The organism is Parerythrobacter aurantius, assembly GCF_045291475.1.
GTDB lineage: Bacteria > Pseudomonadota > Alphaproteobacteria > Sphingomonadales > Sphingomonadaceae > Parerythrobacter > Parerythrobacter aurantius.
This window is the reverse complement of sequence record NZ_CP147985.1, coordinates 1,834,620-1,856,244: the sequence shown is the minus strand read 5'-3', so window position 1 is coordinate 1,856,244 and position 21,625 is coordinate 1,834,620. Positions and strand designations below refer to the sequence as shown.

The 21,625-nt window shown below is 67.0% G+C and carries 21 protein-coding genes; 10 read left to right on the top strand and 11 right to left on the bottom strand.

The window, feature by feature from the left end; translation table 11 throughout:
- Positions 1-118: 118 nt before the first annotated feature.
- The 7 genes from WAB17_RS09195 to WAB17_RS09165 are packed head-to-tail and all read right to left on the bottom strand — an operon-like array spanning position 119 to position 6,060.
- Positions 119-859 (bottom strand): peptidase, encoded by a 741-nt coding sequence (locus tag WAB17_RS09195; RefSeq protein WP_435417059.1) that lies wholly within the window; start codon positions 857-859, stop codon positions 119-121.
- Positions 860-897: 38 nt separating this feature from the next.
- On the bottom strand, positions 898-1,713 hold the full coding sequence (locus tag WAB17_RS09190) for a transglutaminase family protein (protein ID WP_435417058.1): 816 nt from the start codon (positions 1,711-1,713) through the stop codon (positions 898-900).
- Positions 1,713-2,657, bottom strand: coding sequence for an alpha-E domain-containing protein (locus tag WAB17_RS09185; protein WP_435417057.1), 945 nt, complete (start codon positions 2,655-2,657; stop codon positions 1,713-1,715). Before WAB17_RS09185 ends, WAB17_RS09190 begins: the two co-directional genes overlap by 1 nt.
- A 16-nt stretch (positions 2,658-2,673) precedes the next feature.
- Positions 2,674-4,101, bottom strand: coding sequence for a circularly permuted type 2 ATP-grasp protein (locus tag WAB17_RS09180; protein WP_435417056.1), 1,428 nt, complete (start codon positions 4,099-4,101; stop codon positions 2,674-2,676).
- A 56-nt stretch (positions 4,102-4,157) separates the two neighbouring features.
- Positions 4,158-4,943, bottom strand: coding sequence for an esterase/lipase family protein (locus WAB17_RS09175; RefSeq protein ID WP_435417055.1), 786 nt, complete (start codon positions 4,941-4,943; stop codon positions 4,158-4,160).
- 50 nt (positions 4,944-4,993) lie between these two features.
- The gene (locus tag WAB17_RS09170) at positions 4,994-5,572 is read right to left on the bottom strand and encodes a DUF3617 family protein (protein WP_435417054.1); all 579 of its coding nucleotides are present in this window, start codon (positions 5,570-5,572) and stop codon (positions 4,994-4,996) included.
- Positions 5,569-6,060: a DUF3617 domain-containing protein gene (locus tag WAB17_RS09165; protein WP_435417053.1), complete on the bottom strand. Its 492-nt coding sequence runs from the start codon at positions 6,058-6,060 to the stop codon at positions 5,569-5,571. Before WAB17_RS09165 ends, WAB17_RS09170 begins: the two co-directional genes overlap by 4 nt.
- A gap of 127 nt (positions 6,061-6,187) precedes the next feature.
- Here WAB17_RS09165 and uvrB point away from each other — a divergent pair, with 127 nt between their 5' ends.
- The 3 genes from uvrB (at position 6,188) to WAB17_RS09150 (ending at position 10,586) form a co-directional block, all read left to right on the top strand.
- Positions 6,188-8,383 carry an excinuclease ABC subunit UvrB gene (gene uvrB, locus WAB17_RS09160; RefSeq protein ID WP_435417052.1) on the top strand — a complete coding sequence of 732 codons (2,196 nt, stop codon included), beginning with the start codon at positions 6,188-6,190 and terminating at the stop codon, positions 8,381-8,383.
- A 90-nt stretch (positions 8,384-8,473) separates the two neighbouring features.
- Positions 8,474-9,973 (top strand): S10 family peptidase, encoded by a 1,500-nt coding sequence (locus tag WAB17_RS09155; protein ID WP_435417051.1) that lies wholly within the window; start codon positions 8,474-8,476, stop codon positions 9,971-9,973.
- Between the two features lie 55 nt (positions 9,974-10,028).
- Positions 10,029-10,586 (top strand): hypothetical protein, encoded by a 558-nt coding sequence (locus tag WAB17_RS09150; RefSeq protein ID WP_435417050.1) that lies wholly within the window; start codon positions 10,029-10,031, stop codon positions 10,584-10,586.
- Here the strand turns inward: WAB17_RS09150 and WAB17_RS09145 are convergent.
- Positions 10,558-12,657 carry a protein-disulfide reductase DsbD family protein gene (locus tag WAB17_RS09145; protein WP_435417049.1) on the bottom strand — a complete coding sequence of 700 codons (2,100 nt, stop codon included), beginning with the start codon at positions 12,655-12,657 and terminating at the stop codon, positions 10,558-10,560. The two genes, WAB17_RS09150 and WAB17_RS09145, sit on opposite strands and share 29 nt — an antisense overlap.
- A gap of 47 nt (positions 12,658-12,704) precedes the next feature.
- Between WAB17_RS09145 and WAB17_RS09140 the strand changes: the two genes are divergently transcribed.
- Positions 12,705-13,919 (top strand): FAD-dependent monooxygenase, encoded by a 1,215-nt coding sequence (locus WAB17_RS09140; RefSeq protein ID WP_435417048.1) that lies wholly within the window; start codon positions 12,705-12,707, stop codon positions 13,917-13,919.
- Here WAB17_RS09140 and WAB17_RS09135 read toward each other — a convergent pair.
- From WAB17_RS09135 to hemC, 3 genes are all read right to left on the bottom strand, one after another.
- Positions 13,908-14,795 (bottom strand): hypothetical protein, encoded by an 888-nt coding sequence (locus tag WAB17_RS09135; protein ID WP_435417047.1) that lies wholly within the window; start codon positions 14,793-14,795, stop codon positions 13,908-13,910. The two genes, WAB17_RS09140 and WAB17_RS09135, sit on opposite strands and share 12 nt — an antisense overlap.
- A gap of 94 nt (positions 14,796-14,889) precedes the next feature.
- Positions 14,890-15,603 (bottom strand): uroporphyrinogen-III synthase, encoded by a 714-nt coding sequence (locus WAB17_RS09130; RefSeq protein ID WP_435417046.1) that lies wholly within the window; start codon positions 15,601-15,603, stop codon positions 14,890-14,892.
- Complete coding sequence (gene hemC, locus WAB17_RS09125; RefSeq protein WP_435417045.1) at positions 15,600-16,541, bottom strand: hydroxymethylbilane synthase; 942 nt, start codon at positions 16,539-16,541, stop codon at positions 15,600-15,602. Before hemC ends, WAB17_RS09130 begins: the two co-directional genes overlap by 4 nt.
- Positions 16,542-16,586: 45 nt before the next feature.
- Between hemC and tsaD the strand changes: the two genes are divergently transcribed.
- Genes tsaD through WAB17_RS09095 form a run of 6 tightly spaced genes read left to right on the top strand, consistent with a single transcriptional unit; the run spans position 16,587 to position 21,577 of the window.
- Complete coding sequence (gene tsaD / locus WAB17_RS09120; protein ID WP_435417044.1) at positions 16,587-17,621, top strand: tRNA (adenosine(37)-N6)-threonylcarbamoyltransferase complex transferase subunit TsaD; 1,035 nt, start codon at positions 16,587-16,589, stop codon at positions 17,619-17,621.
- Positions 17,618-18,625 (top strand): NAD(P)H-dependent glycerol-3-phosphate dehydrogenase, encoded by a 1,008-nt coding sequence (locus WAB17_RS09115; RefSeq protein ID WP_435417043.1) that lies wholly within the window; start codon positions 17,618-17,620, stop codon positions 18,623-18,625. The genes tsaD and WAB17_RS09115 overlap by 4 nt, the downstream gene beginning before the upstream one ends.
- Positions 18,622-20,139: a lipopolysaccharide biosynthesis protein gene (locus WAB17_RS09110; protein ID WP_435417042.1), complete on the top strand. Its 1,518-nt coding sequence runs from the start codon at positions 18,622-18,624 to the stop codon at positions 20,137-20,139. The genes WAB17_RS09115 and WAB17_RS09110 overlap by 4 nt, the downstream gene beginning before the upstream one ends.
- A 9-nt stretch (positions 20,140-20,148) precedes the next feature.
- Entirely contained in the window at positions 20,149-20,880 is a 732-nt protein-coding gene (locus WAB17_RS09105) for an OmpA family protein (RefSeq protein ID WP_435417041.1), read from the top strand.
- The gene (locus tag WAB17_RS09100; protein WP_435417040.1) at positions 20,880-21,041 is read left to right on the top strand and encodes a hypothetical protein; all 162 of its coding nucleotides are present in this window, start codon (positions 20,880-20,882) and stop codon (positions 21,039-21,041) included. The genes WAB17_RS09105 and WAB17_RS09100 overlap by 1 nt, the downstream gene beginning before the upstream one ends.
- Positions 21,038-21,577: a hypothetical protein gene (locus tag WAB17_RS09095; protein ID WP_435417039.1), complete on the top strand. Its 540-nt coding sequence runs from the start codon at positions 21,038-21,040 to the stop codon at positions 21,575-21,577. The genes WAB17_RS09100 and WAB17_RS09095 overlap by 4 nt, the downstream gene beginning before the upstream one ends.
- Positions 21,578-21,625: the final 48 nt, after the last annotated feature.

Here is a 21,625-nt window from a genome sequence, read left to right as displayed (position 1 = left end):
TCCGGAAACTATTTTACATTCGGCAAGATGTGCCGGATTTCAATCCGTTTCCGACCATTCCCGCTTGTTTTTGCCATCCGCAATTGTGCGGATAGGGACAATATCTAGGGACAATCCCCTATTCGTCGAACCTGAATGCCGGCAGGGACTGGAAGGCGGACTTCAAGGCGTCGCCCCAGCGCGACGACACTTCCTGGAAGAACGGGTCCTCGGCGGTGATCCTGCGCGTATGGGTGGGTTCGAACCGGTCGCGTTCGATCACCATCAGGTCGAGCGGCATTCCGACCGAAAGGTTGGCCTTCAGCGTCGAATCGAAGCTTACCATCAACAGCTTGACCGCGTCTTCGAAACTCATGCTGCGATCGTAGGCGCGAAGGATGATCGGCCGCCCGTACTTGAGCTCGCCGATCTGGAAGAAAGGCGTGTCGCTGCTCGCTTCGATAAAGTTGCCCTCGGGATAAACAAGAAACAGCCGCGGTTCCATGCCGGCGATCTGCCCGGCAAGGATCATCGATGCCGTGAAGCGGGTGCGCGCCGCATCGCCATTGGCTTTCTGGCGCGTGTCGATGGTGTCGCGCAGCAACCGCCCGATCTCGGTCGCGATCGTGAACATGGTCGGCATGCCGAGCAGCGAATTGGCCCTGAGATCGGGCGACTTGCTGCGTTCTTCCAGCTGGCTGACGACAGCCTGGGTGGTGGCGAGATTGCCGGCCGAAAGGATCGTGATCACCCGTTCGCCCGGCACCGTCCAGTGGAACATCTTGCGGAAGGTGGAGATATTGTCGACGCCCGAATTGGTCCGGGTATCGCTCATCAGTACCAGGCCCCGGTCCAGCACCATGCCCACGCAATAGGTCATCGATCCCCTTCCCTCGAATCCGGCTGCGGTCGCTGTCCCTACTGACCGGACGGCTGTTGCGCCACCGCCACCTCGACCTCCATCCCCGCCTGTCTGCCGCCCAGGCTGACACCGGCAACCGGTGCCGCATCGCGGTAGTCCCGGCCAGTGGCCACCCTGACATAGCGCCGGTCCGGGCTGATCCCGTTGGAAATGTCGAAGCCGACCCAGCCGAGGCCATCGACATGCGCCTCCACCCATGCATGGGTGGCATCCTGTTCGACCCTGTCGTTCATCATCAGGTAGCCGCTGACGTACCGGGCCGGCACATCAACCATGCGCGCTGCGGCGAGGAAGACGTGGGCATGATCCTGGCACACCCCGCCAGCCTGCTCCAGCGCCTGCTCCGCAGTGGTCTGGACGCCCGTGACCCCGATGGAATATGGCACGGCCTCGCGGACCGCCGACGACAGGCGATGCAGCCAGTCGAGCCGGTCGCTGCGGTCGCCGCCCAGCTCGCGCAGGAAGGCGCGCAGGCGCGGTCCCGGCCGGGTCAGGGCGGTCTGGCCCAGGAAACTCCAGAGCGGCAGGTGACCCGAATGCCGCCCGATGATGCCGGCCTTGTCCTCGGTCTCGACCGTGCCCGTGCATTCGATCACCACATGGCGCGCCGCTTCCGCGACCGATGCGATCGTGACCGTGTTGAAATGCTGGTCTTCGTAGGAGAATTCCTCCCGGGCATTCTCGAACCGCATGGACCAGGTCACCACCTTCTGGCCCTGGGTCGATTTGGGCGTCAATCGCAGGCGCTGCAGCCCATGCAGGGCAGGCTCGGTGAAACTGTAGCGGGTCGTGTGGCGGACATCGAGGCGCATCAGGCAAGGAACCTGTAGTCGGTGCCGATCGCCGCAGCGATTTCGGCATTGGTGGCCATGAACTCGACCAGGAACTGGTGCATCCCCTGATCGAAGATGCGGTCGACGGTGAGGTCGGCCAGCTGCGCATCGGACCGGCGCATCAGATCGTGGCACGTCCCCTCACCGCCGTGCAGGCGGGCCAGCGCGTTCAGTTCCTCGCAAAGGGCCTCGTGGCAGAAGGCAAGGCTGCGCGGAAACCGCCGGTCGAGCACCAGAAACTGGGCAATGCCGCGAGGTTCGATCTGGCCGGCATTGAGCCAGCTGTAGGCGCGATATCCGGATACCGAGCGCAGGATGTTCTCCCACTGCCCCGTATCGAGGCTGGAGCCGACATAGGACAGCGAAGGCAGCAGCAGGTAATACTTGATGTCGAGGATGCGGGCAGTGCTGTCGGCGCGCTCCACGAAGGTGCCCGCGCGGGCGAAATGATACCCCTCGTTGCGCAGCATGCTGCCGGCCAGCGCTCCGTGGGCCAGCGTCCCGGCACGGCGGATGGCGGCCAGCACATGACCGACCTGCTGCTGGGTCACAGGTCGCGCCAGCAGGTCGCAGACGAGCATCCAGCTTTCGTTGACGACCTCCCACAATTCCCCGCTTATCGCATTGCGCGAGGCGCGGGCATTGTTGCGCACAGCATCCATCATGTCCTTGACCGTCGAGGGGTTGCCCCTGTCGCGCAGGATGAAGTTCCACGCCTGGATGCCGGTGTAGGTGCCGTTGTGCTGTTCGTAGGCTTCCTTGCGGCCCGTGGTCTGGATGATCGAGCGCCATTCCGCCTCGGCAGCCGCAATATCTCGCGTGACGGCCATGCGCAGGCCCGCCTGCAGGATGCGCGCCGTGTTTTCCGCCCGCTCGAGATAGCGGAACATCCAGAACAGGCTGTTTGCCGTGCGGCCTAGCATGGTGTCGGCCCGCCCTTCATTCCTTGAGCACCCAGGTATCCTTGGTGCCGCCGCCCTGGCTCGAATTGACGACCAGCGATCCCTTTTTCAGCGCCACCCTCGTCAGTCCGCCCGGCGTGATATCGATATGGTCGGGCGAGACGAGGACGAAGGGGCGCAGGTCCACATGGCGCGGGGCGAGGCCCTGTTTGGTGAAGATCGGGCAGGTTGACAGCGCCAGCGTCGGCTGGGCGATGTAATTGGCCGGATTGGCCTCCAGCTTCTTGCGGAAGGCGGCAATCTCGCGCTTCGACGAGGTCGGGCCGATCAGCATCCCGTATCCGCCCGAACCATGGACTTCCTTCACCACGAGTTCGGCCAGATTGTCGAGCACGTATTTCAGACTGTCCTTGTCCGCGCAGCGCCATGTCTCTACGTTCGGCAAGAGGGCCTTTTCGCCGGTGTAGAACTCGACGATCTCGGGCATGAAGCTGTAGATCGCCTTGTCGTCCGCAATGCCCGTCCCGGGGGCGTTGGCAATAGTCACGCGCCCGGCGCGATAGACGTCCATGATTCCGGGAACCCCAAGGACGCTGGAAGGCACGAAGGTCAGGGGGTCGAGATAATCGTCGTCCACGCGGCGGTAGATCACGTCGACCGGCTTGAAGCCGCGGGTCGTGCGCATGGCGACGCGCCCGTCCACCACGCGCAGGTCGCTTCCCTCGACCAGTTCGGCGCCCATCTGGTCGGCGAGGAAGGCGTGTTCGAAATAGGCGCTGTTGTATATTCCGGGTGTCAGCACCGCCACGACCGGCTTCCCGCCGGCACAGTCAGGGGCACAATCGGCAAGGCTCTTCGCCAGCCTGCGGGGATAGTTCGACACCTGCTCCACCCCGATCCGGGTGAACAGTTCCGGAAACATCGCCATCATGGTTTCGCGATTTTCCAGCATGTAGGATACGCCGCTGGGCGTGCGGGCATTGTCTTCGAGGACATAGAATTCGTCCGGCCCGGTGCGAACCAGGTCGATGCCGACGATGTGCGTATAGACGCCCCCGGGCGGCGTGAAGCCGACCATTTGCGGCAACCAGGCGGCATTGTTGCGGAACAGCCGCTCGGGAATACGGCCTGCGCGGATGATCTCTTGCCGGTGATAGAGATCGTACAGGAAAGCGTTGATCGCCCGCACCCGCTGCTCGATGCCGCGGCTCAGGCGCCGCCATTCGGCCGAGGTGACGATACGCGGGACCATGTCGAACGGGATCAGCCGTTCTTCGGCCTCATCCTCGCCATAGACGTTGAAGGTTATGCCGGTGCGGCGGAACTGTCCTTCGGCTTCCAGATGCTTGCGCCGCAGGTAGCCATTGTCCTGCGCCTGGAACCAGGCGTCATAGTCGCGGTAGGCGGGACGGATCGCTCCTGCCCGGTCGCTTCTCTCGTCGAAACACCCATCCCCGTCCGGCATGCAATCCCCAAAGGAAAACGCGGCGGCTTGCGCCCCCGTCTCTCCCACACAAACGGCTAACCGCGTTCGAGTTCCCGCGCAACAGCTTCGATGGCTTCGTGGGAATGGGCAAATCCCATATGTCGGCAGCGCAGGGCAATGGCGCGATCCCGTTCCCCGGGCTTGCCGCGCGCAGCCCGCGGGTGGACCACCCCGTCGTTGGCACTCCACAGCGCGACGGTTTCGACCGGCGGCTTTGCAGCGATGTCCTTGCCGACAGGCGGTGCTTCGACGCTGTGTCCGGCCACGAACTGGTATATCCGCCAGGCATTGTTGGCGCGCGGCGAGAAGGAGAACGGCGTCCCCATGGTGATGACCTTGGCCACGGCCTCGGGATGCGCCTTAGCCAGCTCGCGCGCGAATAGCCCGCCGAGGCTCCAGCCGACGAGGACTACCGGCTCCCCCGCCCGCTGATGCAGGTCAAGCAACCGCCCCTCGAGCAGGGCGAAATTCTCTTCCGTCGGCCCCCAGTTGAACCCCAGTCCCCAGCGCTTGACGGTATGCCCGGCCTCTTCCAGCGTCCGGGCGAAATACCGCATCCTCGTGGGATGGGTGGCAAAGCCGGGCAGAACCATCACGGTCCGGGGCCTGCGCGTCCGGGGCAGGGCGTAACCGCGGACCTTGCGGGCGTAGAGGCGGCGAAGGGGATAGGTCACCGCTTGCAGCTCGCCGAGAAGATAGCGCAAATGCGGCCGCGGAATGGTCTCCGCCTCCGGCTCGCGCGCGAGCTGGAGCCTGCGGGCGATCTCCACCCGGTCGAGCGGGATCGGCAGTCCTGTTGCAGAGGGGGCACGCATGGTCATGGAACTGTCATGATGTGCCCCGGTTCCGCCGGATGCAAGGCCAATCCGCGTCAGTCGGAGGGCGGAGGCTCCGCGCTGCCCGGGACCGGGCAATCGCCGATCCGCCTGGACATGACCTGCATGCGCATCTTCATCGCCCCGCCGGCGATCCCCGCTCCTTGCGCATCGAGGTCCATGGTCACGTCGAAGCCTTCCGCCGACGTCGTGCCTGCCATGGCGAGCCCGGCTGCGGCGTCGTCCGGCCCGCTGCACGACAGGAAAGCCTTCATCCGGGGCGCGCTGGCTTCGAAGCGGGTGAAGCGGCAGGCCATGCCGTTGATGCCCTCCCCCATTTCCCGCAGCACCCGGTCGAATCCGGCCCCGGCCTGTTCGGCCGTGATGCAGCGGCGCGCGGTATTAGGCTTCAACCCGGACAATTCGTCGCGCAGGCGGTCGGCCTGGGCAGGCGGGGCGCCGGGCACTTCGGCCGAGAGGATCCGGGTGGTTTCCTCGTAGAGACCTGCCGCCGGGTTCGTCAGCGTTCGCGCCTGCGCCATGATCTCGTCGTCCCCGATCTCCGCCTTGTCACTGCATCCGCCCAGCAAGCCGCCCAGGGCAGTGAAGGCCAGCATTCGAACGACCAGGGTCATTGCGGACAATCCCCGATCCGCTCATGCTTCACATTGGCGGTGGTTACCTGTTCGCCCATGCCGGGCAGCGACATCTTCATCGTGATGTCGAGATCGGACGAGGTCGGGGTGGCCGTGCCCTTCTGCTCCATCCGCATCGTCATACCCTGGACGCTGCACACCAGCACCGCATCGATCCTGCTGCCTGCCAGCTCGAATTTCTCGTAACTGCATTCGCCGCCCGGGTTCTGTGCCAGTGCTTCGCGGAAGCCGCCGGCGGCCTGCTGCTCGGTCAGGCAGTAGGTCTGCTCGCTGAACATCGCATTGCCCATATCGGCCATGCCCATCATCTCGCCGGCATCGACGGTTATCCGGTAAAGGCCCGGCTGCGGCCTGAAAGCATCGGCATTCGCGGCAGCTGTCGCCGCGGCGTCCGCTTCGTCGCTGCCGCCACTGCACGCCCCGACAGCGGCGGCCGCCAAGACTGCAAGAACACCCAACCTGCCCATCACCCGTCTCCCTCATGGCCTGCGCGCGACAGGATAGAGCCTCCGGCGCAGATGAAAACCGGTCAAGCTGTAACATCCGCAATTGCGGTCCTTGTGCGCTCGCCACAGGTTCTCCATATGTACCGCCATGGCTGAACTGGTAATCAGGCGCGGGCTGGACGAGCCCGAGACCGGCGACAATTTCGTCCCCCATCGCCCCGCGCGGCCCGAGAAGTCGCTGCCGGGCAAGCGCTTCGAACTGGTCAGCGAGTACGAGCCTTCGGGCGACCAGCCGACGGCGATCGCGGAACTGGTGGCGGGCGCGCGCGACGGAGAGCAGACGCAGGTGCTGCTGGGCGTGACCGGCAGCGGCAAGACCTTTACCATGGCCAAGGTGATCGAGACGCTGCAGCGCCCGGCGCTGGTGCTGGCCCCCAACAAGATCCTCGCCGCACAGCTCTATGGCGAGTTCAAGAGCTTCTTCCCCAACAACGCGGTCGAGTATTTCGTCAGCTATTACGACTACTACCAGCCCGAGGCCTACGTGCCCCGCAGCGACACCTACATCGAAAAGGAAAGCTCGGTGAACGAGGCGATCGACCGGATGCGCCATTCGGCCACCCGAGCCTTGCTCGAACGCGACGACGTGATCATCGTTGCCTCGGTCAGCTGCCTGTACGGCATCGGCTCGGTCGAAACCTATTCGGCGATGATCTTCGACCTGAAGAAAGGCGCGAGCGAGGACCAGCGCGAGATCATCCGCAAGCTCGTCGCGCTGCAGTACAAGCGCAACGATGCCGCCTTCGCGCGCGGCAATTTCCGCGTGCGCGGCGACAATTTGGAAATCTTCCCGAGCCATCTCGAAGACACCGCCTGGCGCGTCAGCTTCTTCGGCGACGAGATCGAGGAAATTGCCGAATTCGACCCGCTGACGGGCAAGAAGGGCGAAAGCCTCGACAAGGTGCGGGTTTATGCCAATTCGCACTACGTCACGCCTGGGCCGACGATGAAACAGGCCAGCGCCGCCATCAAGTTCGAGCTTGAGGAACGCCTCAAGGAACTCCATGCCGAGGGCCGGTTGCTCGAAGCCCAGCGGCTGGAACAGCGCACCAATTTCGACCTGGAGATGATCGCCGCCACCGGATCTTGCGCCGGCATCGAGAACTACAGCCGCTTCCTTACCGGCCGGCTCCCGGGCGAACCGCCGCCGACGCTGTTCGAATACCTGCCCGAGAACGCGCTGCTGTTCGTCGACGAAAGCCACCAGACCGTGCCGCAGATCGGCGCGATGGCGCGCGGGGACCATCGCCGCAAGCTGACGCTGGCCGAATACGGTTTCCGCCTGCCGAGCTGCATCGACAACCGCCCGCTGCGCTTCAACGAGTGGGACGCCATGCGCCCGCAAACCTTCGCCGTCAGCGCCACGCCCGGCAATTGGGAAATGGAGCAGACCGGCGGCGTGTTTGCCGAACAGGTCATTCGCCCCACCGGGCTGATCGACCCGCCGGTCGAGATCCGGCCGGTCGAGGACCAGGTGCAGGACTGCATCCAGGAATGCCTTGCCACCGCGAAGAAGGGCTACCGCACCCTCGTCACCACGCTGACCAAGCGCATGGCCGAGGACCTGACCGAGTTCATGCACGAAGCGGGCGTGCGGGTCCGCTACATGCATAGCGACGTCGAGACGCTGGAGCGCATCGAACTGATCCGTGACCTCCGCCTCGGAGTCTATGACGTGCTGATCGGGATCAACCTGCTGCGCGAAGGGCTCGATATCCCCGAATGCGGCCTTGTCTGCATCCTCGATGCCGACAAGGAAGGCTTCCTGCGTTCCGAAACCTCGCTAGTACAGACCATCGGCCGCGCCGCGCGCAATGTCGATGGCCGGGTGATCCTCTATGCCGACCGCGTCACCGGCAGCATGGAACGCGCGATGGCGGAAACCGACCGCCGCCGCGAGAAGCAGCGCGCCTATAACGAAGAGCACGGAATCACGCCCGAGACGATCCGGCGCGACATTGCCGACATCGTCGCCCACGCCGCCAGCCGCGACGGGGTGGTCGTCGACACCGGCGACGAAGAGCGCAACAACCTCGTCGGCCACAACCTGCGCGCCTACATCGAAGACCTCGAAAAGCGCATGCGCAATGCGGCAGCGAACCTGGAGTTCGAAGAGGCTGGGCGGCTCAGGGACGAGATCAGGCGGCTCGAAGCCGACGAACTCGGCATCCCCGATGGCGAGAAGAAGGCCCCGTTGGTCGGGCGAAGCGATGCGGGACGCCCCGGCACGCGCAAGGACCGCTACGGCAAGACGCGCTACAAACGGATGGGTGGGAAGCCCTAGCCGGTCCCTGGCCGCCCAGCGGGTCAGCATCTTTCGCAGCGGGCTTGGCACCCAATTTACCTGCGCGGACAGTGCTGCCATAGTCGCGGAATGCTAAAACAACTCGCGCTCGCAGCAGCGGCCAGCCTCGCCATCACCACCCCACCGGTCGCGCTCGCGCAAGACAAGCCCGCTGCCGAAAAATCCGCCACCCCCGACCTCCAGACCCGCTCCCGCGACATGTCGGGCACATTTGGCGGGCAGCGGGTCGATTACCGGGCGACGATCAAGGAAAACCTGCTCTCCGCCGAGGATGGCACGCCCGAGGCGGTGATCGTTACCACCAGCTATGTGAAGGCCGGCAACAATCCCACGCGGCCCGTCTTCTTCCTGTTCAACGGCGGGCCGGGTTCGGGCTCGGTCTGGTTGATGATGGGCGCCTTCGGGCCGAAGCGCGTGGCGATCCCCAGCGACGCGCGCGACGACGGAGCGCCCCCCTATCCGCTGCTCGACAATCCCGACAGCCTGCTCGATGTCGCCGATCTCGTCTTCATCGACCCGCCGGGCACGGGCTTCAGCTACCTGATGAAGGGCACGGAGCCGAAAAAGTATTTCGGCCTCGAAGCCGATGCCCGCGCGGTCGCCAAGGTCATCCGGCAGTGGCTCAACGAGAATGGTCGATGGAACAGCCCCAAATACCTCGGCGGCGAAAGCTACGGCACCACCCGTACCGCCATGGTCGCGCGCGAGCTGGAGGGGAACACCTACAACGATGTCGGCCTCAACGGGCTGATCCTGATCTCGACCATCCTCGATTTCGCCGGGCGCGAGCCCACCCCGGGCAACGAGCTCGCCTATATCGTGACCCTGCCCAACATGGCCGCCGCCGCCTGGTTCCACGGCAAGGTGGAGGCTCCCTCGGTCGAGGCTGTCGCGGAGGAAGCACGGCAATTTGCCATCGGACCCTTCGCCACCGCGCTGCTCAAGGGGCAGGACCTGCCCGCCGACGAGCGCGCAGCCGTGCGTAAGGAGCTGTCGCGGCTTACCGGCCTTTCCGAAACCTATCTCGACCAGGCGGACCTGCGCGTCACGTCGGAGCGGTTCTACAAGGAACTGCTGCGCGATCGGGGCCTCACCATCGGGCGACTGGATGCGCGCTATACCGGGCGCGACTATGACAATGCCGGCGAGACGCCCGACAACGATCCCAGCTTCTACGGTATCGACGCCGGCTATACGGCCGCGGTCAACAGCTGGACCCGCGAAACCCTGGGATTCCAGACGGACCGCGAGTACCAGTCGATCGGGCGCGAGCCGGGCCGGAACTGGGAATGGTCGCTGTCGGGCGGCGGGCGCGGGGCCTATCTCAATGTCGCGCCCTTCATCGGCGAGGCAATGCGGCAGAATTCGGGCCTGCGAACCTTCGTGGCGCAGGGCTATTACGACTTCGCCACGCCCTTCTTCGGCGCGGAATACTCGCTTAAGCGGACCGGCATTCCGCAGGACCGGATCGAGTGGCAATACTACGGCTCCGGCCACATGATGTATGTCCGCGACGAGGACCGGGCGAAGCTTTCGCGCGATATCCGGGCCTTCATTCGCGGGGGCTGAGGACAGCTTCGGAACGCGGCTTGCCTATCGGACCTTGCCCGCGCATCTCGCATCCATGAGGATCGCACCTGCCCTGCTGCTCCTGCTCGCCGCGTGCCAGCCGCCGGCGGCCGACGACTATGTGGAGCGCGGGCTGGCGCAGGACGAGCTGCCGCAAGCCTCCGCCCCGATCCCCTCGCCCGATACAACCGATGCGATCTGGGCACCGGCGCAGCAGCAGGGTCGATTGCTGTTCGGCGTGCCCGGTCAGACACCGCTGCTGGCGATGCAATGTGAAGGTCTGGGCGAGGGGACGGGCGATAAGGCGAAACTGACCTTCACCCGCTTCGTGCGTGCCGACCGCAAGGCACAGGCGATGATGGCGCTGGTCGGCAATTTCCATGCCCTGCGGCTGCCGGTGGATTCGACCTGGAACGGTCGCGCGTGGCTTTGGCAGGGATCGGTCGCGGCGGACGATCCGGACCTCGAGGCGCTGACCGGCACCCGCGAAGTCGAGGCGACGGTGCCGGGCGCGGGAACGCTGGTGATGGCCCCCAGCCCGCTGACCCGCGAGCTGGTCGATGCCTGCCGCAGCGGGCCGGAAGCTAGCGCTGCCGTTCCGCCAGCTCGATGAGGCTGTCCGGCCCCAGCAGTTGCGGCAATTGCTCCGGCTGGGCCGCGCCCGGTTCGTACCACAGGTAGAGCGGCACGCCGGCGACGCCGCGCTCGCTGAGGAATTCGGTGATCTCCGGCTGGCGCAGGGTCCAGTCGCCGCGCAGGGTGACGACACCCGCCTTGTCGAAGGCCGCGCGGGTCGCCTCGCGTTCGATCGCGACCTTCTCGTTGACCTTGCAGCTGACGCACCAGTCGGCAGTGAAATAGACGAACACCGGCTTGCCGCTGGCGCGGGCTTCGTCGAGGGCAGGGCGCGAGAATGCCGCGGCATCGAGCACCGTCTCCCCTTGCTCGACCGACGCGGGCGCATAACTCGTTGGCAATCGGACCAATGAAGCCACAGCGAGCCCGCCGAGCATCAGGTATAGATACAGCCGCTTGCCTTGCCAGCGTAGCGGCATTCCGAGCAGGCCGCCCACCATGACGACGACCAGCAGGACAAGCGCAACGGCGTTGATCGCGAAGATCCACCCCCCCATTCGCCAGAGCAGCCAGACCAGCGCCAGCGCGGTCAGGCCCATCGGGATCGCCAGCGCCTTGCGGAACGTCACCATCCACGGACCTGGCTTGGGCAAGCGATTGCGCAGCGCGGGGACGAAGCCGAGCAGCAGGAACGGCAGCGCCAAACCCAGCCCCAGCGCCGCAAACAGCAGGAGGGCGACGGGTGCCGGCAGCAACAATGCCGCGCCCAGTGCCGCCGCCATGAAAGGCCCGGTGCAGGGCGTCGCCACGAAGGCGGCCAGCAGACCGGTGGCAAAGGCACCGCGCGGCGTGCTGCCGCCCGATATGGCGAGGCCCGGCAGTTCGAAAAGCCCCCACAGGTTCGCGGTTATCAAAGCAGCCAGCGCCAGCAGGGCGACGACCACCGCCGGCTCCTGCAACTGGAAAGCCCAGCCGATCTGCTCGCCCGCCGCGCGCAGGGCCAGCATGATCGCGCCCAGTGCGACGCAGGCCAGCATCACCCCGGCGGTATAGGCAAGGCCCTCCATCCGCGCCTCGCGCTCGCCTTCTCCCGCGCGGGCGAGGCTCAGCGCCTTGAGGCTGAGGATCGGGAAGACGCAGGGCATGACATTGAGCAGCAGCCCGCCCAAGAGCGCCCCGGCCAGCAGCAACCACAGCGCAGGCGTATCGCCATCGCGCGCCATCAATCTCGTGCCGCCCCCCAGCACCTCGCCGCGCTGGGCGACGAAGCGCAGGCCCTCGCTGTCGCTCCAGGCGATGATGCCGTCGATCTCTTCTGGTGCGGGGGCGAACTGCACCCTCGCACCCCTCGGCAGCACCAGCCGGTTGAGCGGCACCTCTGCCACCAGCCAGTCGCCCTGGCGCAGGAAGCCTTGCGGCGCGGCGTAGGAAGGCTGCAAGCCGCCGCCCAGTTCGCGTACACCAACGAAAAGATGCGGCTGACCCAGTTCGAGCGAGGACGGGACCGGGATCGCCACCCGCAGCAGCTCGCCGCGCACTTCGAACCTGCCCTTGCTCTCGATCAAGGGGGCAAGCGCACTGTGCCATCGGGTGAAGTCGCTGCTGCCACTGTCGCCAGAGCCGATGGGGACGACCGTCGAAAGCTTGGCATCCTGCGGCACGCAGATCTCGTCGGTGCAGGCGAGATAGAAGGCTTCCACGCCGATGGTCAGACGGTCCCCACCGCGCCAGTCCTTCGCCAGCCTGAGCGGCACCAGCACCGCATAGTCGCCTTCGAAGATGTGGTTCATCAGCCCGTCGATCAGCAGGCGCTTGGGGACGGGGTAGAGCGGCTCGCCCACCGTCACGCCCTCGGGCAGGTCCCACTCGAGCTGCATCCCGAGCCCCGCATCGCCGGGGTTCTTCCAGTAGCCGTGCCATTCGGGCCCGACCGGCTGGAAACGCAGGGCCAGCATGACCTCGCCTCCTGGTGCGACCGGCCCCTCCGCCAAGAGCGAAGCGCGGATGTAGGTTTCCTGCGCCGCTAGGGGCTGGGCCGCGAACAGGGCCGCCATCAGCAGGGCAAAGGCTGCGGCAATGCGGCTGAAGGTCGATCTTGCGGAGAGCATCACTTAGGTCCTATCGCGCCCTGTAGATGGCTAAGCAAAGGGAATCCATGGCCGAGACACGCGATCTGCTGATCCTGGGCGGCGGGCTTGTCGGCATGACGCTGGCACTGGCCGCAGCGCGGCGCGGGTTCACCTGCCACGTGGTCGACAGCGCCGACCCGGCCGATGTCACGGCCGAAGGGTTCGACGGGCGCGCCACGGCGATCTCCACGGCCAGCTGGAACCTGTTCCGCCACATCGGCCTTGCCGACATGCTCGAGCCGCACGGCTGCCCGATCGATGCCATTGCCGTCTCCGACCAGATGAAACCGGGCCGGATCGATTTCCGTCCCGAACCGCACGAGGATTCGCTCGGACGGATGTTCGCCAACCGCACGCTCAGGGTTACGCTGTTCGACGCGGCCAAGGCAGAGCCCAATATCGCCTGGCACGCGCCGGTGCAGGTGATCGAGCGGCAGCGCGATGCCTTTGGCGTCTCGGCAACGCTGGCGGACGGCACCGTGCTGAAGGGCCGCCTGATGGTCGCCGCAGAGGGTCGCGGATCGCCGACGCGGGATGAGGAAGGGCTGAACCTCGCCAAGTGGGACTACAGCCACCGCGCCATCATCGTCGGGCTCGATCACGAAAAGCCGCACGAGAATGTCGCGTGGGAAATCTTCTATCCTGATGGGCCCTTCGCCCTGCTCCCCCTGCTCGACGGGCCGGACGGCCGGCACCGCAGCGCACTGGTGTGGACAGTGGACGAGAGCGACGCGGCCGGCGTGCTCAAACTGTCGGACCGCGCCTTCCTGGCCGAGGTCGAGAAGCGGATGGGCGGGCTGTTCGGGTCGATCAGCCTCAACAGCAGGCGTTCGTCCTATCCGCTCAGCTTCCAGCACACCTCGAAACTCATCGGCGAGCGGCTGGCGCTGGTAGGGGATGCGGCGCATGGCATGCACCCGATCGCGGGCCAGGGCTTCAACCTGGGCCTGCGCGATGTCGGAGCGCTGGTCGAAGTGCTGGGCGAAGGGCGTCGTCTGGGTCTCGATCCGGGCGATGCGCAGATGCTGGAAAAATACGAGGATTGGCGCGCGCTCGATGCGCTGATGGTGATGGGCGCGACCGACAGCCTGACCCGCCTGTTCGGCGTCCGCGGCAAGGCGGCGAGCGCGGTCCGGCGCCTGGGAATGGGCGCCGTGCAGCGCACCCCCATGCTCAAGGATTTTTTCATGAACGAGGCGCGCGGCGTCACCGGAACGCGCCCGGAACTGCTACGGCATTAGGCGATTGCGCGACTGCGGCTGGGCCTCGGGCGGGGTGATTTCCTGCACCGGGCTCGGTTGCCCGATCATGTTGCCGGCCCCGTCACGCAGCCGCCCCTGTTCCAGCAGCGCGGCTGTTTCGATCAGGTCGAGCGCCCGCTGGGCTGCGGCATAGCGACGCGCGTCGGCGATCCAGGCGGATGCCGATGGCGCGCCGGGCATGCGTTCGACTTCCTCTATCGCTGCCTCGACCCGCCCGCTTTCGAGGAACATCCGCGCCCGCTCCATCCGCTGGACTGGCTGCGATGACGGGGCGGTTTCGCGCCGGACGATGAACAGGGCACCGATCTCACGACGCAGCCAGGCAAGGCTCGGTTCCTGGCTGGCAGAGCGGAGATCGGGTTCGAGCCCTTCCAGCCGCGCCACGAGCTTGTCGAGCGTCAGCGGATTGCGCGACATGGAAATCAGCGTGTCGACCGCGTTGGGCCAGCCGTCACCGAAGCGCAGCCGCAACTGGTCGGATAGGTATCCCAGTTCCGCGCCTTTCTCGATCGCGCGCCTCGCGGCGAGGGCAATCAATAGCCCCTCCGCCCGCGCGGCATTGCCGGCGGCCGCCTGGGCCTGGAGGTCGAGCCGCGTCAGTCGCTGCTCCGCCGCTGCCAGCCGGGCCTCGAGCCCGCCCTGCTGCTGCTCAACCCGCTCGACCGCGCGCTCTGCGGCAGCCGACGCGGTCGGGCTGGGAGATGCGGGCGATCCGGCTAGCGCCTGCTGTTCGGGCGGTGGTACGTCCTCGAGCGCGGCGGCGGTATCCTGTCCGCCCCCGAACCCGCTGCGCCACCAGAGATATCCGGCGACCGATGCGCCGAGCAATATGACCAGTAACGCAATGCCGATCATGCCCTTGAAGGAATCGCTAGTCGTCGATCCGCCTGTCAAACCGTCATCCCCGTCAAATTTCGACCCGTGCCGCACATTCTTGCGCGGTCTTCCTTTACGCAAGCTGTGCGGCAGCTCCGTCCCCGCCACCTGTCTGGCACAGACTGGCGGCGATTTCCAACATGGCGGCATCGTTCATCGATGGGGCTATGTGGACAGCCTGCCATCCGTTGCCGGCCTGCTGCGCCACGCGCGCCGACATCGCGACCAGCGCGAGCCTGCTCCGGTCGAGCCCAAGTGCTTCGCATTGCTGGGCAAAGTGGCGCGCCATGTCGCCCGAATGGAGGAGGACGATGCCCCCTTCGTCCAGCATCGCCGCCTGTGCACCGACCAGCGTCAGGTAACGCACCGCGTAGCAGACCACCGTGGTGGCGACGATGTTTTCGGCCGGGGACAGCGCGACGCGGGATTCGCCGGCAAGCCGGAGCAACCGCCGCGATTGTCCGCCGAGGCTGTCGAGGAGCTGCTGGAGGCCGCCTTCCCCCACCCGCTCGACGGCGAAGCCCGCTTCGCGCGCGGCCTGTGCCGTCATCTCGCCCACCGCCAGCACCGGCAGGTGGCGCACCTTGTCCAGTTCCGCCCCGCCATGCCGGATCGCATTGGCACTGCCGACAAGCAGCCCGTCGAATGCCTCTGCCGGCGCGCGCCAGGCGACCGCCTCGACTTTCGCCAACGGCATCCCGCGCAGGCGCAGGCCATGATCGAATGCCGTGACGTGAGTGGATGTCAGGCCGGGTTCGGGCCGCAGGACAAAGATCCGGGCGCTCAATCCACGTCTCCGCCCGGACCCCCGAATGCGCTGCGTACCGCCGGGCCAGCCCCGTCCAGCAGTTCGGCCGCCAGCGCCGCCAGTGCTGCAGGGTCATCCTGTCCGACCAGCGCCTCGCGCTCGATGCGTTCGCTGCCGTCGGGGCTGAAGATTGCGGCCCGCAGGGCTACCCCCTCCCTGTCCGTAGTGGCGAGGATGGCGACGGGGCTGTGGCAATTGCCGTCGAGCGCTGCGAGCAGGCCGCGTTCGGCCATGACCTCGGCGCGCGACGGCCCGTGATCGAGCGGCGACAGCAAGTCCCTGACCCGCATGTCGGCGGCGCGGCATTCGAGCCCGATCGCCCCCTGCGACGGCGCGGGTAGCCAGCTTTCGGGATCGAGCGGAGTGCCCATGCCCGACTGGCCCAGGCGTTCCAGGCCGGCGGCGGCAAGCAGGGTTACATCGGCTTCGCCTTCGGCAAGCTTGCGCAACCGCGTCGCGACATTACCGCGAAATGTCACTACCTTCACATCCGGCCGGCTGTGCAGCATCTGCGCCGCGCGGCGCGGGGCGCTGGTGCCGACCACCGCGCCGAACGGTATCTCGGCGATACTGCCTGCCCCGACCAGCACATCGCGCTTGTCCGCGCGCGGCAGGATCGCGGCGATGTGCAACCAGTCGGGGCGGAGCGTCTCCACATCCTTCATCGAATGCACCGAGACATCGGTCCGGCCTTCGTGCAGCCAGCCGTCGAGTTCCTTGGTCCACAAGGCCTTGCCGCCGATATCAGCCAAGGGCCGGTCGAGGATCTTGTCCCCGCTCGCTACCACCGGGACCAGCTCGACCTCGTTTTCGGCCCAGTCATGGGCCTCGCACAGGCGGCGGCGGGTTTCCTCGGCCTGCGCCATCGCGAGCGGGGAATTGCGGGTTCCGAGACGGAGGATGGGTGTGTCAGGCATCGGCTTTGCTTGCTCTAGCGGGGCCTTCGTCTAAGGGGAAGCCGCATGGCTGTTGTGCTGGGTATTGAATCAAGCTGCGACGAAACGGCAGTTGCGCTGGTGACGACGGATCGGCAGATCCTGGCCCAGCGCATCGCCTCGCAGGACGAGGCGCATGCGCCCTTCGGCGGGGTCGTGCCCGAAATCGCCGCCCGCGCCCATGCCGAACGGCTCGCCCCCATGATCGATGCGGTGATGGCGGACGCGGGGTTCGACTTTGCGGAGCTCGACGCCATTGCCGCGACCGCCGGCCCCGGGCTGATCGGCGGGGTGATGGTCGGGCTGGTGAGTGCCAAAGCGCTCGCCATGGCGGCCGGCAAGCCCTTGCTGGCGATCAACCACCTCGAAGGCCATGCGCTCAGCCCGCGACTGGCGGACCCGTCGCTCGCCTTTCCCTATGCGCTGCTGCTGGTCTCCGGCGGCCATTGCCAGATCCTGCGGGTCGAAGGCGTCGGGCAATACCGCCGCCTTGCCACCACGATCGACGACGCGTTGGGTGAAGCTTTCGACAAGACGGCAAAGATCCTCGGGCTGGGTTATCCGGGCGGACCGGCGGTCGAGCGTCTGGCGATCCAAGGGGATGCCGGGGCCGTTCCCCTGCCCCGCCCGCTGGTCGGCAGCGGCGAGCCGCATTTCAGCTTCGCCGGTCTCAAGAGCGCGGTGCTGCGGGCGAAGGAATCCGGTCGCTACCGCGATGCCGATATCGCCGCCAGTTTCCAGCAGGCCGCGCTCGACTGCGTGATCGATCGGCTGCGCGTTGCGCTCGACGCGTGCGAGCCCCTGCCGGCGCTGGTGGTGGCTGGCGGCGTGGCGGCCAACCAGGCGATGCGATCGGCGCTGGAGGAATTCGCCGCTGCGCGCGGAATGCAATTCGTGGCGCCGCCGCTGGCATTGTGTACGGACAATGCGGCGATGATCGCCTGGGCCGGATGCGAGCGTGCCGACGGCGGCGCGGGCGATCCGCTCGATTTCCAGGCCCGCCCGCGTTGGCCGCTCGATCCCGCCGCCGAACCGGTTCGCGGTGCAGGGTACAAGGCATGATAAGGGGCACGGTACCGGGTGTGGCAGTCCTTGGCGGTGGGGCATGGGGCACCGCGCTGGCCCAGATGCTGGCGAGCGACGGGCGCGAGGTGCTGCTATGGGCGCGCGAGCTGGAGGTCGTCGACGAGATCAACAGCGCGCACCGCAATACGCCGTTCCTGCCCGGGGCGATGCTTGCTCCCGCGATCCGCGCCACCGGCGAGATACCGGACCTGAACGGCATCCCCGTGGTGCTGGTTGTCAGCCCGGCCCAGCACAGTGCCGCCGTGCTGGCCGACCTTCCCGGACCGCCGCGCGATCTTGTGCTTTGCAACAAGGGCATCGAGCAGGCATCCGGGCGACTGATGCGGGATGTAGCCGAGGAAGCGTGCCCCGGCAGCGCCGTCGCCGTCCTGTCGGGCCCGACCTTTGCGCACGAGGTGGCGGCCGGCCTTCCGACCGCAGTCACTCTCGCCTGCGCCGGTGGACGGGAGCAATGGGACCGCTTGAAGCCCGTCATCGCCCGTCCGGCCTTTCGCCCCTATTACAGCGACGATGTGACCGGGGCTGAAATCGGCGGGGCGGTCAAGAACGTGCTCGCCATCGCCTGCGGGGTGGTCGACGGGCTCGGCCTCGGCCAGAATGCGCGCGCCGCGCTGATCGCGCGCGGCTATGCGGAAATGCTGCGTTTCGGCGAGGCACTCGGCGCCCGTGCGGAGACGCTCGCGGGCCTGTGCGGCCTGGGTGATCTGGTGCTGACCTGCTCCTCGACCTCGAGCCGCAATTTCTCGCTCGGCAAGGCGCTGGGCGAAGGGCAGTCCGCGGCCGCGCTGATGGCCGACCGCCGGACTGTGGCCGAAGGTGCCCATACCGCGCCGGTGCTGGCACGCCTGGCACAGCAGCACGGCGTCGACATGCCCATCGTGGAGGCGGTGGGCGCCCTGCTGGCGGGCGAGGATGCCCGCGGTGTGGTCCAGCAACTCCTTGCCCGCCCGCTCCGGGCCGAGCGGGACCCGGCTGCATGAACCCGAACCCGCCCGACGCAGTTTCGCCGCAGGCAGCGGCCGAGGACATGGCCGCGCTGGCGAAAGGCGGGCGGACCAATTTCTTCGGCTTCCTGCTGCGCCTGCTCGCCCGCATCCCGTTCCTGTTCATCGCCGGCCAGCTCTACGGGGCTGAGGCGATCGGCCGCTTCGCTTCCGCGCTAGTGGTGGTCGAACTGCTCGCCATGATTTGCTCGATGGGCGAAAAGCGCGGGCTGGCGCAGCGCCTGACCGAAGGCGAAAGCCCGCATTCGAACCTCGTTCTCGACGGTTTCGTGCTGGCTCTGCTGTTTTCGTCCGTGGCCGCCGCCATCCTCTGGTTCTTCCCCGCACCCATGTTCCCCAACGGCATGGGCAGCGAGTGGGACAGGCTGCTGGTCCTCGCCATCCCCGGTTTCGCGCTGACGGAAATCGCATTGGCCGCGCAGGCCTACAAGTTCGATATCGCCACCACCGTGCGAGCCCGGGCCATCGTCGAGCCGTGGTCCATCTCGATCATGGCGGGGGTCCTCTACTTCACCATCCCGGACGGCGGGCTGGCGATGGCCTATCTCGCCTCGATCTATGCCGGGCTGGTGACCGCACTGTGGCCGTTCCTGCGCACCTACGGCCGGCCGGAAGGCTGGCGCCCGCACCCGGCCTACATGGCAAGGCTGGTCGCCCGGGCGCTGCCGCTGGCGACTGCCGATGCGATCGAATGGGGTACCCGCCGGCTCGACATCTTCATCCTCGGGCTTTTCGCCTCGCCCGTCGCGGTCGGCATCTATTACATGGCGCAGCAGGTGGCGAGCCTGCCGCAGAAGCTCAAGACGAGCTTCGAACCCGTGCTCGGCCCGGTCATCACCAAGAACCTGCAGACCGGCAATTTCGCCGCCATCGCCGCCCAGGTCTGCCAGGTCGGGTTCTGGATCATCGCCGCCCAAGCCGGCATCGCGCTTGCGCTCGGCATCCCGGGCGAGGCTCTGATGGGCCTGTTCGGACCTGACGGAGCCTTCGTCGGCGGCACTGGCGCGCTGGCCTTCCTGCTCGCCGCCGAAGTTGTCGCCGCGACCGCCGTCGTCTCGGAAGCGGCGCTGGTCTATGTCGCGCGGCTGCGCAATTTCTGGATCTCCATCGGCACCATCACCCTGCAGGCGGCACTCACGGCCGGCCTGCTCCTGTCGATCGAGCGTTGGGGGCCGCAGTTCGGCTGGGGCGACGGCTTCATGGCCGCAGGAGCGGCGATCTCGCTGATGATCGCGCTCGGGCTGGCCTCGGTCGTCAAGGCGCTGCTCCTCAGCCGGATCCTCGGCCATCCGATCAACAACTGGCGCTGGGCGCTGGTCTGGGCAGCGGCCCCGGCAATCGTCGTCGGTTACCTCGCGACCCTGCTGCCGGAGTGGCTGGAACTGCTGCTCGGCATCCCGCTTATCCTCGGCACCTACGGCCTCGTCATCTGGCACCGCGGCTTCGGGCCGGAAGATCGGGTGCTGTTCCGCAAGAACATCGGCGGCTAGGATGGCGTCATGAAGGCTCGCCCCGTCCCGACGATCCTTGGCGGAGCCATGCTGTCCGCGCTCCTCGCCCTCGGCGCCGCGGCGCTTGGTGCAGCCCCGCTCGCAAACCGGCTGTCCGAACAGGCCGCCGAAGTGATCGGCGACAGGCCGGTCGTCGCCAGTTTCGCAACCATACAAGGCTCACCTAGCCGCCATCCGCTGCTGACCGCACGGGGCGATGTCGCGGAAGACCTGCGCGGCGCGGTGGCGAGGGATGTCGCCGCCATCGACGGGGTTGGCGGCGTTCACTGGACCGACGGCACCATGCTGGCGGACGCCGGCGGCAGCCCGCCCGAGATGTTGCAATGCCAGGGCGACGTGGCGGCGATCCTGAAAGCCCGCAGCATCAGGTTCGAGGAAGCCAGCTCGTCGCTGGCATCGGACGGGGCCGATCTGCTCAACGAGGTTGCAACCGCGCTCAAGCCCTGCACCGGCGCACGGATCGCCATAACCGGCCATACCGACGCATCGGGCGACGAAGCGGCCAACCGCGCCCTCTCGCGCGACCGGGCCGAAGCGGTCAAGCGTGCCCTGGTCGAACGGGGCATAAGCTCGGCCAGCCTACAGACCCGCGGGTTCGGCTCGTCGCAGCCCATGCCGGGGCTCGACCCGGCCGACCCGGCCAACCGCCGGATCGAATTTACCGTGGTGGCGAAGCTGCAGGTTCGCCCGACGCCCATCGATACGCCGGGACCGCGCTGATGCCGATCTGGCTGGAACTCGTCATCCTGTCGCTCTTCACCTACATCGCCGGGGTCGCTATCGGCTGGCTGCTGTGGGGCCGGTCGGCTGCGCAGGACATGGTAACGCCGGGCGACGCGCTGGGCGCACCGGCTGAACCGCAAGGGGAGTTTGACAAATGATGGCACTGGTCGAAGCCTATTGGCCGCTGTTCCTCGCCGTCTTCCTGCTTGGCCTCATCGTGGCCTGGCTGGTGTTTCGCGGCGGCCGCCGCACGACGGTTATCCGCGACATGGCCGAGGACCAGAACCGCCCGGCCACCCGCAACCAGGCACTGATCGATGCCCCGCCCGTGGCGGCCACCGGGCCCGTCGTTGCCCCGCGGCCCGATGGACCGATGGCGCAACCCGCAACGAATGCAGACGCACCGGCGCCTGCCGCGCCTCCGGCCATCGACACCGCCGGGACGGCGGGTACAGACGACCTCACCCGTATCAAGGGCGTGGGCCCCAAGCTGGTGGCCCTGTTGGGCGAACTGGGCGTGACGCACTTTGCGCAGATCGCCGCGTGGAGCGATAGCGACATCGACCGGATCGATGCGCAACTCGGCCGTTTCGAGGGTCGCATAAGGCGCGACGACTGGGTCGGGCAGGCGCAACTCCTCGCGAGCGGCGACACGTCGGGATACGAGGCGCGCTTCGGCAGGCTCGAAGGCTGAACCGGGCGCGGGAACCGAACCCGCCAGGCAACGTTCACACCCTCAGGG

Excerpts from the sequence above, each read along its gene's own strand:
- WAB17_RS09175 (WP_435417055.1), bottom strand. The coding sequence starts at position 4,943 with ATGACCATGCGTGCCCCCTCTGCAACAGGACTGCCGATCCCGCTCGAC.
- WAB17_RS09155 (WP_435417051.1), top strand. The coding sequence starts at position 8,474 with ATGCTAAAACAACTCGCGCTCGCAGCAGCGGCCAGCCTCGCCATCACC.
- WAB17_RS09165 (WP_435417053.1), bottom strand. The coding sequence starts at position 6,060 with ATGGGCAGGTTGGGTGTTCTTGCAGTCTTGGCGGCCGCCGCTGTCGGG.
- WAB17_RS09100 (WP_435417040.1), top strand. The coding sequence starts at position 20,880 with ATGCCGATCTGGCTGGAACTCGTCATCCTGTCGCTCTTCACCTACATC.
- WAB17_RS09190 (WP_435417058.1), bottom strand. The coding sequence starts at position 1,713 with ATGCGCCTCGATGTCCGCCACACGACCCGCTACAGTTTCACCGAGCCT.
- WAB17_RS09105 (WP_435417041.1), top strand. The coding sequence starts at position 20,149 with ATGAAGGCTCGCCCCGTCCCGACGATCCTTGGCGGAGCCATGCTGTCC.
- WAB17_RS09115 (WP_435417043.1), top strand. The coding sequence starts at position 17,618 with ATGATAAGGGGCACGGTACCGGGTGTGGCAGTCCTTGGCGGTGGGGCA.
- WAB17_RS09150 (WP_435417050.1), top strand. The coding sequence starts at position 10,029 with ATGAGGATCGCACCTGCCCTGCTGCTCCTGCTCGCCGCGTGCCAGCCG.
- WAB17_RS09140 (WP_435417048.1), top strand. The coding sequence starts at position 12,705 with ATGGCCGAGACACGCGATCTGCTGATCCTGGGCGGCGGGCTTGTCGGC.
- WAB17_RS09180 (WP_435417056.1), bottom strand. The coding sequence starts at position 4,101 with ATGCCGGACGGGGATGGGTGTTTCGACGAGAGAAGCGACCGGGCAGGA.
- WAB17_RS09145 (WP_435417049.1), bottom strand. The coding sequence starts at position 12,657 with ATGCTCTCCGCAAGATCGACCTTCAGCCGCATTGCCGCAGCCTTTGCC.
- WAB17_RS09135 (WP_435417047.1), bottom strand. The coding sequence starts at position 14,795 with ATGATCGGCATTGCGTTACTGGTCATATTGCTCGGCGCATCGGTCGCC.
- WAB17_RS09170 (WP_435417054.1), bottom strand. The coding sequence starts at position 5,572 with ATGACCCTGGTCGTTCGAATGCTGGCCTTCACTGCCCTGGGCGGCTTG.
- WAB17_RS09185 (WP_435417057.1), bottom strand. The coding sequence starts at position 2,657 with ATGCTAGGCCGCACGGCAAACAGCCTGTTCTGGATGTTCCGCTATCTC.
- WAB17_RS09195 (WP_435417059.1), bottom strand. The coding sequence starts at position 859 with ATGACCTATTGCGTGGGCATGGTGCTGGACCGGGGCCTGGTACTGATG.
- WAB17_RS09095 (WP_435417039.1), top strand. The coding sequence starts at position 21,038 with ATGATGGCACTGGTCGAAGCCTATTGGCCGCTGTTCCTCGCCGTCTTC.
- tsaD (WP_435417044.1), top strand. The coding sequence starts at position 16,587 with ATGGCTGTTGTGCTGGGTATTGAATCAAGCTGCGACGAAACGGCAGTT.
- WAB17_RS09110 (WP_435417042.1), top strand. The coding sequence starts at position 18,622 with ATGAACCCGAACCCGCCCGACGCAGTTTCGCCGCAGGCAGCGGCCGAG.
- uvrB (WP_435417052.1), top strand. The coding sequence starts at position 6,188 with ATGGCTGAACTGGTAATCAGGCGCGGGCTGGACGAGCCCGAGACCGGC.
- hemC (WP_435417045.1), bottom strand. The coding sequence starts at position 16,541 with ATGCCTGACACACCCATCCTCCGTCTCGGAACCCGCAATTCCCCGCTC.